This is a genomic window from Streptomyces sp. NPDC048254 (genome assembly GCF_043201895.1).
Taxonomy (GTDB): Bacteria; Actinomycetota; Actinomycetes; order Streptomycetales; family Streptomycetaceae; genus Streptomyces.
In genome coordinates, this window is record NZ_JBICZJ010000005.1 from 441,826 (window position 1) to 454,966 (window position 13,141).

Annotated in this window: 12 protein-coding genes; 5 read left to right on the top strand and 7 right to left on the bottom strand. The window is 71.2% G+C overall.

Going from position 1 to position 13,141, the window contains the following annotated elements; all coding sequences use genetic code 11:
• Window positions 1–16: 16 nt before the first annotated feature.
• The 4 genes from ACGFZQ_RS17335 to ACGFZQ_RS17350 all read right to left on the bottom strand — a co-directional run bounded on the left by ACGFZQ_RS17335 (window position 17) and on the right by ACGFZQ_RS17350 (window position 5,909).
• A complete protein-coding gene (locus ACGFZQ_RS17335; protein ID WP_393841087.1) occupies window positions 17–2,068 on the bottom strand; it encodes a TerD family protein in 2,052 nt (683 codons plus the stop codon).
• 49 nt (window positions 2,069–2,117) lie between these two features.
• Entirely contained in the window at window positions 2,118–2,696 is a 579-nt protein-coding gene (locus ACGFZQ_RS17340; RefSeq protein WP_351732827.1) for a TerD family protein, read from the bottom strand.
• A gap of 158 nt (window positions 2,697–2,854) precedes the next feature.
• A complete protein-coding gene (uvrB, locus tag ACGFZQ_RS17345) occupies window positions 2,855–5,002 on the bottom strand; it encodes an excinuclease ABC subunit UvrB (RefSeq protein ID WP_393841088.1) in 2,148 nt (715 codons plus the stop codon).
• Between the two features lie 40 nt (window positions 5,003–5,042).
• Complete coding sequence (locus ACGFZQ_RS17350; RefSeq protein WP_393841089.1) at window positions 5,043–5,909, bottom strand: MHYT domain-containing protein; 867 nt, start codon at window positions 5,907–5,909, stop codon at window positions 5,043–5,045.
• 276 nt (window positions 5,910–6,185) lie between these two features.
• Here ACGFZQ_RS17350 and ACGFZQ_RS17355 point away from each other — a divergent pair, with 276 nt between their 5' ends.
• Both ACGFZQ_RS17355 and ACGFZQ_RS17360 read left to right on the top strand, forming a co-directional pair.
• On the top strand, window positions 6,186–7,055 hold the full coding sequence (locus ACGFZQ_RS17355; RefSeq protein ID WP_393841090.1) for a glycerophosphodiester phosphodiesterase: 870 nt from the start codon (window positions 6,186–6,188) through the stop codon (window positions 7,053–7,055).
• A 51-nt stretch (window positions 7,056–7,106) separates the two neighbouring features.
• Entirely contained in the window at window positions 7,107–7,661 is a 555-nt protein-coding gene (locus ACGFZQ_RS17360; protein ID WP_351694967.1) for a methylated-DNA--[protein]-cysteine S-methyltransferase, read from the top strand.
• 33 nt (window positions 7,662–7,694) lie between these two features.
• On the opposite strand, the gene ACGFZQ_RS17365 is transcribed toward ACGFZQ_RS17360, so the two are convergent.
• Window positions 7,695–8,123 (bottom strand): VOC family protein, encoded by a 429-nt coding sequence (locus tag ACGFZQ_RS17365; RefSeq protein ID WP_393841091.1) that lies wholly within the window; start codon window positions 8,121–8,123, stop codon window positions 7,695–7,697.
• Between the two features lie 102 nt (window positions 8,124–8,225).
• Here ACGFZQ_RS17365 and ACGFZQ_RS17370 point away from each other — a divergent pair, with 102 nt between their 5' ends.
• Both ACGFZQ_RS17370 and ACGFZQ_RS17375 read left to right on the top strand, forming a co-directional pair.
• The gene (locus ACGFZQ_RS17370; RefSeq protein ID WP_393841200.1) at window positions 8,226–9,131 is read left to right on the top strand and encodes a pseudouridine-5'-phosphate glycosidase; all 906 of its coding nucleotides are present in this window, start codon (window positions 8,226–8,228) and stop codon (window positions 9,129–9,131) included.
• On the top strand, window positions 9,128–10,042 hold the full coding sequence (locus ACGFZQ_RS17375; protein WP_393841092.1) for a carbohydrate kinase family protein: 915 nt from the start codon (window positions 9,128–9,130) through the stop codon (window positions 10,040–10,042). Before ACGFZQ_RS17370 ends, ACGFZQ_RS17375 begins: the two co-directional genes overlap by 4 nt.
• 49 nt (window positions 10,043–10,091) lie before the next feature.
• On the opposite strand, the gene ACGFZQ_RS17380 is transcribed toward ACGFZQ_RS17375, so the two are convergent.
• Entirely contained in the window at window positions 10,092–10,886 is a 795-nt protein-coding gene (locus ACGFZQ_RS17380) for a methyltransferase domain-containing protein (protein ID WP_393841093.1), read from the bottom strand.
• 278 nt (window positions 10,887–11,164) lie between these two features.
• On the opposite strand from ACGFZQ_RS17380, the gene ACGFZQ_RS17385 reads away from it, so the two are divergent.
• Entirely contained in the window at window positions 11,165–12,292 is a 1,128-nt protein-coding gene (locus ACGFZQ_RS17385) for a magnesium and cobalt transport protein CorA (protein WP_393841094.1), read from the top strand.
• A gap of 103 nt (window positions 12,293–12,395) precedes the next feature.
• Here ACGFZQ_RS17385 and ACGFZQ_RS17390 read toward each other — a convergent pair whose 3' ends face one another.
• The gene (locus ACGFZQ_RS17390) at window positions 12,396–13,028 is read right to left on the bottom strand and encodes a uridine kinase (RefSeq protein WP_393841095.1); all 633 of its coding nucleotides are present in this window, start codon (window positions 13,026–13,028) and stop codon (window positions 12,396–12,398) included.
• Window positions 13,029–13,141 lie beyond the last annotated feature (113 nt).

Sequence of the window (13,141 nt, forward strand, 5' to 3'; positions counted from 1 at the left end):
ACCTGGTCAGGGGACTTTACATACGCTTGGTATAAGCGATCGCGACCAGGTTGAGCACCTGCTGGAGCACCTGGCTGCCGGCCGGCACCAGGCAGGGCTCGTACGTCCAGGCATGCCCCACCCACGGGTCGGCCAGGTGATCGTCCGGTACCGGTGTGAGTCGCATCAGTGAACGCCACAGCGGATCGAGCAACGGTCCGTAGGCGGCGGCGTCCTCCCGGTCGGCGACCAGCAGGAGATGGACACCGACGTCCGGGCCCTCGTCCGCGAGATAGCGCAGCTGGGTGACGGCCCGGTCGTCAAAACCGTGCGGGAACTCGTTGACGACGAGCAGCTGCCGCGAGGTGTCCAGACCGGGCGGCAGGGCGTCGGCCGCGCCGCCGCGCACGGCCATCTGTACCAGGTCGACACGCTCGGTCAGCCGCCCCAGCACCTCCGCCACACCGGCCGCACCTGTCGCGGGCGGCCGGGCCAGCACGCCGGCTCCCGTCAGCGGGGCGAGTGCGGAGGCACCGGAACCGGCCGGATCGATGACCTGTACGCCGAACTCCCCGGCCGGATGCACGGCGAGCAGCCGGGCCGCGAGCGTCACCGCCGTCCGCAGAGCGAGGTGCCGGAGTTCACCGGCGTCGGGAAAGGCGTCGTCAGGAGTCACGGTGGGGCCGCTGTCGATCCACAGGCCCCGCTCCAGCGGCAGCCGGACCAGCATCGGGATGCGCAGCGGGTCGCTCTCCACAAGGTGCAGGTCGCCCAGTCGCACGGCCATCGGCGGCTCGGTCGGTACCCGGTAGGCGTGCCAGACGGGGTTGTCCCAGCGCGCGTACGCCGGTGGCAGGGCGGGCTCGACGACCTCGGACTCGGCGGTGAGCTGGGCGAGGTCGCGGTCGAGGGCCGCCTGGGCCTGGTCGACCAGCTGGGCCTGCCGGGCGCGGGCCGTCTCGCGTGCGGCGTCTCCCGTCGAGCCCAGGCGGCTGCGTGGGTCGGCGAGGACCTGGTCGAGCTCCTTCTCCATGCGTGACTCGGCGAAGTCGACGGCACTGCGGTATGCGGCGGTGGAGCGGGCCAGGTCCTCGAACATGCCCCAGACCTGGTTGTACAGCCGCTCGTCCATGGACCAGCCGACCGCATCGCCCGCGACGGGCGGCACGGGCCCGTCGACCGGGGCGGGTGCCGCCGGGGCCCTGGACGGGGAGACCTGGCGGCGCTTCGGATGCGTGTAGTCGATGGGACCACCGACGGACGTGGCCGCGTCGGCGGCAGCAGCGGCAGCGGCAGCGGCAGCGGCAGCGGCAGCGGCAGCGGGTCCATCAGAGACCGGAGAGCGGCCGTCACCAGGCACGGGCACCGGCTCCGGTCCGCCGGGTCGGCCGGAGGGAATCGGCTGATCGCTGCCGTCACCGGGCGTCTGAACGTCGTACGGGGACCCGGTGGCTGTGCCGGACGGATCGGGGCCGGCGACGGAGCCTGCTGTACGGCGGGAGCGGCCGGTGTCCGTGCGCACCGGGACGGCCCGGGCCACACCGCGCGCCACCGCCTCCTCGATCCCGCAGGCGAGTTCGGCGGCCTGGGGCAGGCCCTGGTCGGCGAGGAGCGCGGTGAGGCCGTCCGCGTAGCCCTGGCCCACCGCACGGATCTTCCAGGCGCCTTGGCGGCGGTAGAGCTCCAGGGCCACGACGGCCGACTCGGCGTCCAGACCGGCGAGGGTGTAGCCGGCGACCTCGGTGCCGTCGAGACCGGTGACCGCGGCGCGCGGCGGGGCGACCGCGCCGAAGCGGACCGGGCCGCCGGGGGCTGCGGGCAGGGCGATCAGGACGCTGACCCGGTGCACGGCCTCGGGCAGGGCGTCGAGGTCGACGGCGAGCCGGTGTTCGGCGGCCGCCTGCCGGGAGACTTCGATCCCGGGCAGGGTGGGTGCGCCCGGATGGGCCACCCGGTCGGCGTCTCGCACCCGGCCGCCGTCGTCGGCGAGGGTGGCCCCGGCCACGACCGGCACATCGGCCGAGATCCGGATCTCGATCCGGTTCCGCGAGAGTGGGTGGTTCTGCCCGCGCGCCAGCTCGGCCGCCATCGCCCATGTCCCCCTGTGTGTGGTGTCGTCGTGCGCCGCGGAGCTTCTCCTAGAGGACCGGCAGGATCGTGGGCACCAGGTCCTGGAAGGTGCGGCCCTTGGCCGGCACGCCCAGGGCCGTCAGCGTCCAGCCCGAGCCGGTCCGGTGCACCTTCGCCATGATCTGGGCGGTGTACTCGCCGCCGCCGTCGAGCGTGTAGCGGGCGAGTTCCTGGCCGTTGGTCTCGTCGACCAGCCGGCAGAAGGCGTTCTGGACTTCCTGGAAGGTCTGGCCGGTGAAGGAGTTGACGGTGAAGACGATCTGGTCGATGTGGACGGGGACGCGTGCGAGGTCGACGAGGATGGCCTCGTCGTCGCCGCCCTGACCCGCGCCGCCGACGACGTTGTCGCCCGTGTGCCGGACGGAGCCGTCGTCGCTCACCAGGTGGCGGAAGAACACGACGTCGACGGGCTGCTTGTCGGCGAACAGCACCGCCGAGGCGTCCAGGTCGATCTCACGGGTGCGCGAGCCGAACAGCCCGCGCCGGGGTGCCGCCTTCCAACCAAGACCCATGCGGACCGCGCTCAGGGAGCCGCCGTCCTTCTTCTCCAGGCTGATGGCCTGACCCTTGGTCATGTTGACGGTCACGGCTGCTGTCCCCTCGTCGGATGTCCCCGGTTGCCGCGAAGTTCGCGGTTGTCCAAAACCCTATGCAGCGCCACTGACAGTGCCGAACCCCGGCCCGCGGTTTGTGTCGGTGTTGCAACACTTCGCGCCCTTGCCGGAGTCCGGCGGCGGCTCGGGGTTCAGGCCAGGCCTGCCTCCCTCATTTGGCGCAGTTCCTTCTTCATCTCGGAGACCTCGTCACGCAGCCGGGCCGCGATCTCGAACTGCAGATCCGCGGCGGCGGCACGCATCCGCTCGGTCATCTCCTCGATCTGCTCGGCGAGTTCGGCCGCGGGACGGTCGGTCGGCACCGTTTCCTTCGCCTTGCCCTTGGCCGCCTTGCCGGCCTTCGCACCCTTGGCCGCCTTGTCGCCCAGGGCCGGAACGGGGGCCTTGGCCGCCTTGCCGTCCTTCTGCTTGCGGTAGCCCGAGCCGAGCAGCTGTTCGGTGTCCACCTCTTCGCGGGCGATCTGCGCGACGATGTCGTTGATCTTCTTGCGCAGCGGCTGCGGGTCGATGCCGTTGGCCGAGTTGTAGGCGACCTGCTTCTCCCGGCGGCGGTTGGTCTCGTCGATGGCCCGCTCCATCGCCGGGGTGATCTTGTCGGCGTACATGTGGACCTGGCCCGAGACATTGCGCGCCGCGCGGCCGATGGTCTGGATCAGCGAGGTGCCGGAGCGCAGGAAGCCCTCCTTGTCGGCGTCGAGGATCGCCACCAGGGACACCTCGGGCAGGTCGAGGCCCTCACGCAGCAGGTTGATGCCGACCAGGACGTCGTACTCGCCGGAGCGCAGCTCGCGCAGCAGCTCGACGCGGCGCAGGGTGTCGACGTCGCTGTGCAGATAGCGCACCTGGATGCCGAGTTCCAGGAAGTAGTCGGTGAGGTCCTCGGCCATCTTCTTGGTGAGCGTGGTGACCAGGACGCGTTCGTCCTTCTCGGTGCGCTTGCGGATCTCGTGCACCAGGTCGTCGATCTGGCCCTCGGTGGGCTTGACGACGACCTCCGGGTCGATGAGGCCGGTGGGGCGGATGATCTGCTCGACGACGCCGTCCCCGCGAGACAGTTCGTAGGTGCCGGGGGTCGCCGACAGATACACGGCCTGCCCGATCCGTTCCTGGAACTCCTCCCACTTCAGGGGGCGGTTGTCCAGGGCGGAGGGCAGCCGGAAGCCGTGGTCCACGAGGGTGCGCTTGCGGGAGGCGTCGCCCTCGTACATGGCGCCGATCTGCGGCACGGTGACATGCGACTCGTCGATGACGAGCAGGAAGTCGTCCGGGAAGTAGTCGAGCAGGGTGTTCGGCGGCGAGCCGGGCAGGCGGCCGTCGAAGTGCATCGAGTAGTTCTCCACGCCGGAGCAGCTGCCGATCTGGCGGAGCATCTCGATGTCGTACGTGGTGCGCATGCGCAGCCGCTGGGCCTCCAGAAGCTTGCCCTGCTTCTCCAGCTCGGCCAGGCGCTCCCCCAGCTCCTTCTCGATGTCGTTGACGGCCCGCTCCAGGCGCTCGGGGCCCGCGACGTAGTGGGAGGCCGGGAAGACGTACAGCTGCTGGTCGTCGCTGATGATCTCGCCGGTGAGCGGGTGCAGCGTGGACAGCGCCTCGATCTCGTCGCCGAACATCTCGATGCGGACGGCGAGCTCCTCGTAGACCGGGAAGATCTCGATGGTGTCGCCGCGGACGCGGAAGGTGCCGCGTGCGAACGCCACGTCGTTGCGCGTGTACTGGATGTCGACGAAACGGCGCAGCAGGAGGTCACGGTCGATCTCGTCGCCCACCCGCAGCGGGACCATCCGGTCGACGTACTCCTGCGGTGTTCCGAGGCCGTAGATGCAGGACACGGAGGCGACCACGATGACGTCGCGGCGGGTGAGGAGCGAGTTGGTGGCGGAGTGGCGCAGTCGCTCGACCTCCTCGTTGATCGAGGAGTCCTTCTCGATGTAGGTGTCCGACTGCGGGACGTACGCCTCGGGCTGGTAGTAGTCGTAGTACGAGACGAAGTACTCGACCGCGTTGTTCGGGAGGAGCTCGCGGAACTCGTTGGCCAGCTGGGCGGCCAGCGTCTTGTTCGGCGCCATCACCAGGGTGGGGCGCTGGAGCTTCTCGATCATCCACGCGGTGGTGGCGGACTTGCCGGTGCCGGTCGCGCCGAGGAGGACGACGTCCTTCTCACCGGCCTCGACGCGCTTGGCCAGCTCGGCGATGGCCGCCGGCTGGTCGCCGCTGGGCTGGTACGGGCTGACGACCTCGAAGGGCGCCACCGTGCGTTCGATGTGGGAAACGGGCCGCATGGGTTCCACCGTACGACCCCGCACTGACAACTGGCTCTGATCAGCGATTCTGCGGAGTGCGCGAGCTGTGGTGGCTCTGCTGGCGGCCGATGCGCAGTTGTGGGCGGCGGCTCGGGTGGTGGGTGACCTCGTCGGCCGGGACACCCGGCTTGTGCTCCACGCGCAGCCGGTCGGGCCTGCCGATGATCATCATGGGGTCGAACACCACGACGGCGGCAGCGAGGCAGAGGAAGGCCAGCGGGCCGATCAGCATGGGAGCGAGCAGGGAGGCGGGCGAGTCGCCGGGGGGCGTGCCACCGGTGTCGTGGAGGTGGACGCTCATGGCGGCCATGCCGGTGTAATGCATGCCGCTGACGGCGAGTCCCATGACGAGGCTCGCACCGACGCTCCACAGGAAGCCGCGGATCTGTCCGGCGGCCCACAGGGACGAGGTGGCGGCCACGACCCCTATCACGACGGACGCGCCCACGGTGAGCGTGTTGTACTCCAGGGTCCCGTTGAGGCGCAGGCCGGCCATGCCGAGGTAGTGCATCGAGGCGATGCCCAGGCCGGTGATCGTGCCGCCTGTGAAGAGCGCGGTTCCGGTGGCGCCCCGGTAGCCGACTATGAAGATCCCGACACCCACCATGACGATGGCGAGGCCGAGGCTCGCAAAGGTGAGCGTCTTGTCGTAATGGACCGGCGTCTCCTTGACGCTGAACCCCATCATGGCGATGAAGTGCATGGTCCATATGCCGGAGCCGATCGCGGCCGCCCCCAGGGCAAGCCAGGCGGGCCGCCAGGACTGGGACACCAGCATCGCCCGGGTCGTGCAGCGCAGCCCCAGGGCACCGCCGAGGCAGGCCATCACATAGGCCACCAGCGGGGTGACGACCCCGTAGCTGAATCCGTCGACCGTGCCCTGCATACGTGGCTGCCCTTCACCCTTTGCGTCCCGGAATATTTGATATGCGCCCCCGTCCCAGGACCGCCCGAGCGGTCAGGGTTGACGCAGAGAGTATGACCCGCACCGGAATGGTCGAACGATTTTCCGGCAAAGAAACACGGCCTTCCCGCAGTTGTGCGGCACCAGTGAGCGGACTTGGGTAACTCCATTCAATCTGTGGCCATCCGGTACCCGGCCGCCATTGACTCTCTGCTGTCACTCTTGTGCTGTCCGTATTCGCCGACGTGAGGAGTACACATGCACGCGCGTGCCGTCGCCGCCACGACCACCGCGCTGCTGGGCACGGCCGCCCTGCTCAGCCCCGTGCCCGCCGCCCGGGCCGGCGGCGCGCGCGAGCCCACGGTCCTCGCCCACCGGGGCGCCTCCGTCTACGCGCCCGAGAACACGCTGGCCGCCGTCGACAAGGCGGCCGAGCTGGGCTTCACCTGGGTCGAGAACGACGTCCAGCGCACCAAGGACGGCCGGCTGGTCGTCCTCCACGACGACAGCCTCGCGCGCACCACGAACGCCGAACAGGTCTTCCCCGGCCGGGCGCCATGGAAGGTGAAGGACTTCACCGCCATGGAGATCGCCCGGCTGGACGCGGGCAGCTGGTTCTCACCCTCGTACACAGGCACGCGCGTGCCCACGCTGGCGCAGTACATGCGCAGGATCGAGCACAACCACGAGAAACTGCTCCTGGAGATCAAGAACCCGGAGCTGTACCCGGGCATCGAGCAGCAGATCGTCAAGCTGCTGGGGAACGAGGGCTGGCTCGACGGCCCGCATCTCGGCCGGATCGTCGTGCAGAGCTTCAGCGCGGACAGCCTGCGCATCGTGCACGCTCTCAGGCCCGCCGTGACGACCGGCTACCTCGGCACACCGCCCGTGACGTCCCTGGACGGGTACGCGCGCTTCACGGACCTGATCAACCCGACGGTGGGGTCGATCTCCGCCGGTTATGTGACCTCCGTGCACTCGATCGACGGCCCGCACGGCAGGCCGCTGCGTGTCTTCACCTGGACGGTGGACGACGCGGCCACCACCTGGAAGGCCGTCGGCTACGGCGTCGACGGGATCATCACCAACAAGCCGGACGTGGTGCGGGCCGCGCTGCGCGCGAGCTGAGCGGGGCCGGGCGGCACGGCGTTGTCAGTGGCGGGTCGTACGGTGGGTCGCATGGACAGCGAAGGGCAGTACGAGCAGCGGGTGGTGTGGGCCGTCGTGAGCACCGACATCGGTCCGCTGCTGCTGGCGGCGACCCGCGAGGGCCTGGTCACCGTGGTCTTCCACGCCACGGACGCGGTGCGGGAGCGGAGTCTGGAGCGGCTGGCGGCCCGGCTGGGCGCCGAGCCCGTCGAGGATGCCGCCGCGCCGGTGCTGGCCGAGGCGATACGCCAGCTGCGGGCGTACTTCGCGGGCGAGCGGCAGGACTTCGACCTGCCGTTGGACTGGTCGCTGATCTCCGGCTTCAACCGGCAGGTGCTGCGCGAGCTGGCCGCCGGCGTCCCTTACGGCAGCGTGGTCGGATACGGCGATCTGGCCGGGCGGGTCGGGCAGCCCGGCGGGGCGCAGGCGGTGGGCGCGGCGATGGGGGCCAATCCGCTGCCGGTCGTCGTGCCGTGTCACCGGGTGGTGGAGAGCGACGGCGGCATCGGCGGGTTCGGCGGCGGTCTGGAGACCAAGCGGAAGCTGCTCGCCCTGGAGGGCGTCCTGCCCGAGCCGCTCTTCTGAGGCGCCCCGGCGGGAGCGGCGGTCCGTCTGCGGTCAGTCGTAGTGCCGGGCCTCGACGACATTGCCGTCCGGGTCGCGGAAGTAGAAGTTGCGCGGGGCCTTCCCGCGGGCGCCGAAGGAGTCGTGGCCGATGTCGGTCATGGGGACGGCATGCTCGGCGAGGCGGGCGCGCAGGGCGTCGAACGCGTCGGACGGCAGGCACAGACAGATGTGGTTCACCGGGTGGCCCGCGCTGTCGGCGGTGCCGGGAAGCACCGGCATGTGTTCGGCGAAGGTGTGCGGCGCGAGGTCGAGGATCGTCTCCTCGTTGACGCGTACGGAGGGGAAGGACACCTCTCCCGCGGTGAACTCGACAACCCGCAGCGGCTCCAGGCCGAGCATCCGCTCGTAGAAGCCGGCCGCGGCGACCGGATCCGCGACCCAGAGGACGACATGGTCCAGACGTGCCATGTGATGCGTCATGCGGCCCAGGCTGGTGGCGTCCGGCACAGGCCGCAAGCGTTTAGCCGGGTGTGCCGCCCGCCAGAGATGAGGGAAGACCGACGGACAGGAGGCAGGCGCGTGGTGCTGGTGATGTCGGAAGAGGTCCGTGAGGCGCTCGGCGCGGGCCGGGCAGTGGTGGCCCTGGAGTCCACGATCATCGCGCACGGGCTGCCGCGCCCGCGCAACCTCCAGGTGGCACTGGAGCTGGAAGAGGCGGTACGGCACGAGGGTGCCGTGCCCGCGACCATCGCCGTGCTGGACGGGCAGCCCCATGTCGGCCTGGCCAAAGACCAGTTGGAGCGGGTCGCCAACGAGGACGGGATCCGCAAGCTGGGCCAGCGCGACCTCCCGCTCGCCGTGGCGGCGGGGGCCAGCGGGGCGACCACCGTGTCGGCGACGGCACAGCTGGCGGCGCTGGCCGGCATCCGGGTGTTCGCGACGGGCGGTCTCGGCGGGGTGCACCGGGAGTGGACGGTGACCCAGGACGAGTCCGCCGATCTGGGTCTGCTGGCGCGCACCCGGATCACGGTGGTGTGTGCGGGCGTGAAGTCGATCCTGGACGTGCCGGCGACCCTGCAGCGTCTGGAGACCCTGGGCGTGGCGGTGGCCGGTTACGGCACGGACCGCTTCCCCGGCTTCTATCTGTCCGACTCCGGGTATCCGGTCGACTGGACGCTGGAGACCCCGGCGCAGGTCGCGGAGGTCATGCGGGCGCAGGACGCGCTCGACGCGGCGGACACGTCGCTGATCGTCGCGAATCCGGTCCCGGAGGCGGAGCAGCTCGATCCCGTGCTGCACGCGCGTGTGCTCGCCGACGCGCTGCGCGCGTGCGACGCGGAGGGGATCACCGGTCAGGCGGTCACGCCGTTCCTGCTCGGCTATCTGGTCCGGCACACGGACGGCGCCTCGCTGGAGGCCAACCTGGCGGCCGTGCGCGGCAACGTACGGCTGGCGGCGCGGATCGCGTCGGCGTGGGCCAGGGGGTGACGGCAGCCGGACAGGGCGCGCTGCTGGTCGTCGGGGACGTCGTCACCGATGTCGTCGCGCGCCACCGGGGTCCGCTCGCGACCGGCACGGACACGGCCGCCGTGATCCGGACCGTGCCTGGCGGGGCGGGCGCGAACGTGGCCTGCTGGGCCGCCCGTACGGGCTGTGCGGACGTCCGGCTGCTGGGCCGGGTCGGTGCGGACGCGGCCGAGTGGCACGAGCGGGAGCTGCTCGCTGCCGGGGTCCGGCCACGGCTCGTGGTGGACCCCGAGGCCGCGACGGGGACGGTCATCTGCCTGGTCGACAACGGCGACTCGGCCGAGCGCACCTTTCTCACGGACAGCGGGGCGTCGCTGCGGCTGGAGCCCGCCGACTGGTCGGACGCGCTGCTCGACGGGGTCGCCAGGCTGCATCTGTCGGGTTATCTGCTGTTCTCCGAGCCGAGCCGGGCGCTGGTGGCGGTGGCCCTGGCGTCGGCACGCGCGCGTGGCGTGCCGGTGAGCCTGGATCCGGCGTCGGCCGGGTTCCTCGTGACGCTGGGCGTGGACCGCTTCCTGGCGCTCGTCGAGGGCGTGGACGTGCTGCTGCCGAGCCGGGACGAGGCCTGTCTGCTGACGGGGCGGCCCGATCCGGCGGACGCGGCGGCCGAGTTGAGCAGCCGTGTGCCGATGGTGGTGGCCAAGGCGGGGGCGGACGGTGCGCTGGTCGCCGAGGCGGGCGGCGTCCTCGCGCGGGTTCCGGCCGAACCGGCGACGCCCCGGGACACCACGGGCGCCGGTGACGCCTTCACCGGGGCGTTCCTCGCCGCGCTGGTCGCCGGCGCGGATCCCACGGAGGCGGCGGCGCGGGGCTGCCGGGCGGGCGCGAGGGCGGTGGAACGTGTGGGCGCCAGACCGCCCGTCCACGGCTGACGCGGCACCGCGACCGGAGACGGCGGGCCGGCGCCGTTGCCTGGCGGGTCTACTCCTTGCGGCCCCATGCGGAGATCATCGGGGCCGTGGCGAGGTCCATGGTGCCTGCCGCCACGTTGGCGAGGTGCTGGTCGATCTCCTCGTCGGTGGCCAGCCCCGCGGTGACGAGCCGGCCGCGGATCTGCCGGACCGTGGCGGACTCCAGGGCGGTGCAGGCGGGCGAGGCGACGGGGAAGTAGGCGTCGGCCTCCACGTCGTGCAGCCCGGCCTCGCGCAGCAGCCGCGGGAGTTTGCGGCCGTAGGACAGATCGGCGCCGCGTTCGGCGAGGAGCTTGCGGAAACCCTGGCGCAGGCGGTTGGCGAGCCGCTGTTCGGGGCCGTACTCGTAGGGGCAGGTCAGGGGCTGGAGGGCGGGGTCGGCGTCCTCGATCAGCAGCCGTCCGCCGGGGCGCAGGGCCTTGATCATGGAGCGCAACGCCCTTTCCCGGTCCGGGACATGGACCAGGACGAGCCGGGCGTGCACCAGGTCGAAGCCCTCCCCCGGCGGCTCCTCGGCGCCGACGTCGTGGGTGCGGACCTCGACCGGTGCGTGGGCGGCCGTGGCGAGCAGCGAGGTGTTGATGTCGGTGGCGACGACCTGGCCGGCCGGTCCGACCTTCTCGGCCAGCCAGGACACCACCGAGGTGCCGCCGGCCCCGACCTCCCAGCAGCGCCAGCCCGGTCCGAGACCGAACGCCTCAAAGTGCCGGAAGGTGGTGGGGTCGAAGAGGGCGGCGAAGGCGTCGAAGCGCTGTCCGGCCTCGCTCTGGCGGTTGTCGAGGAGATATCCGTCGGCTTGCGTCATAAAGCGATCATCCCAGTTGCCCGGGTTGTCCGGAACGGTCAGCCATCCGGTCCGGTCGAGGCTCCGGGACGGCGGGAGTGTGGCCACCGGACGCGGGGAACTCGTGGCCGGCCGGTGCGCGGACGGGAACAGGCCGCGCGAGGCCTGGTTGTCCACAAGCGGGAACCAACCGGAACCTGCTGCTCCCACAGGCTTACCCGTGTCTCACGCCGGGCTGGCAGACTTGCCCGGCAGGGCGCGAAAGCGTTGTGCGAAGGGGTCCATGCAAGGAGATCCGGATGACGATGGCAGGGAATCTGCGGAAGGTCACAGAGCTGGGCAGGGCCGGCGGCCTGCGCAAGGTGGCGCGGCTGGCCCGGCGGCGGCCCCGCGTCGATCTGAACCATCACGCGCGGTCGCCGCTGGGCTCCTCGGTGGTCAACTGCGTGACGTACGAGGAGGGTGTCCGGGTCCCGGAGTGCGGCGATCTGTACTCCGCCGTGGAGCGGGTGCGCAAGAAGGGCCAGGGGTTCGTCTGGCTGGGGCTGCACGAGCCGACGGACAGCGAGTTCGCGGGCATCGCCGACCTGTTCGACCTGCACCCGCTGGCCGTGGAGGACGCGGTCGAGGCCCATCAGCGCCCCAAGGTGGAGCGGTACGGCGAGACGCTGTTCGCGGTGTTCAAGACCGTGTGCTACGTCGAGCACGAGAAGCTGACGGCGACCAGCGAGGTGGTGAACACCGGTGAGATCATGGTGTTCGTCGGCGAGGAGTTCGTGATCACGGTACGGCACGGCCGGCACGGCTCGCTGGGGCCGCTGCGCGAGGAGCTGGAGGCGACGCCGAGCCAGCTCGCCAAGGGGCCGGCGGCGGTGCTGCACGCGATCGCGGACCATGTGGTCGACGACTTTCTGAACGTCACGGACGCGGTGCAGGCCGACATCGACCAGGTCGAGGCGGACGTGTTCGCGGAGAACGGGGCGCGGGCCGACCCGGGGCGGATCTACCAGATGAAGCGTGAACTCCTGGAACTGAAGCGGGCGGTGGTGCCGCTGGGCCGGCCCATGGAGGAACTGACCACCCGGCCGATACGGGTGATCGCCCCGGAGATACAGGCCTACTTCCGGGACGTGCTCGACCATCTGATGCGGGCCAAGGAGCAGATCGCGTCCTTCGACGAACTGCTCAACTCCATTCTCCAGGCGCATCTTGCGCAGGTGACGGTCGCTCAGAACGAGGACATGCGGAAGATCACTGCCTGGGCCGCGGTGATCGCCGTGCCGACGATGGTGTGCGGGGTGTACGGCATGAACTTCGATCACATGCCGGAGCTGCACTGGAGGTTCGGCTACCCGCTTGTCATCGGCGTCATATCCCTGGCCTGTCTGGTGCTGTACCGGGGCTTCCGGCGCAACGGCTGGCTCTGAGCCCCACCACCGGCAGCACCGAGGACCACGACCCCACAGCCCCCAAGAAGGCGGTTCGCCGGATCAGCCGCCGCGGGCGGACGCCGGGCCTGTCGCGGGCGGCTCAGCCGCTCCATGCCGGATGCCGCGGGTCGTCGGCGCGGACCAGGACATCGGCCGTGCCGGCGGGGTCGCTCTCGGCTTCGTAGCGCTCGAAGGCGGGGAGGGTCCAGTGCTCGGACTCGGGGGTACGGCGGCGCAGGGCGCCTTGGGACAGCAGGAGGTGGACGGTCAGGTCGAACGGGAACCAGTGCCGCAGCAGTAGCGGTCCGTGCAACAACAGGAAGCCACCGGGAGGGAGTTGGACGTAGGGGCTGCGGGTGGCTCGGTCGGTGGCCGGGTCCCACAGGTCGGGCAGGACACGTCCGGTCCCGCCGGGGTCGAGGGGGCCGAAGACCTCCCGCCACAGGGCGTTGGTGTCGAACCAGCCGCCGTAGTACGACTCCGCGTCGCGGCGACCGTGCTCCAGACGCAGCGAGGCGGGGCGCAGAAAGCCCTCGGCGCCCACGACGAGCGAAGGCCGGCCCCGCAGGCGCAACGCCTCCGCGACGCGTTCCGCGAGGTCCCCGGGCCGGGCGGCCGGGGCACCGTCGAGGGCGACACGCGGCCAGGCGCCCCCGTCGGCGGGCTTCAGCTCGGCCAGCCGCTCGGCAAGGCGCTCGGCGAGCCGGTCCCAGGTGATCGCTTCGAGTCGCACGGGGCCATGATGCCGCGTGGGCAGGTCTGCGGACGTGCCGGGGCCGCGGCACCCTGGCGAGGTGCGTCGGCACCCCGGCGAGGTGCGTCAACATGCCCGGTGCCCTGAGTCGC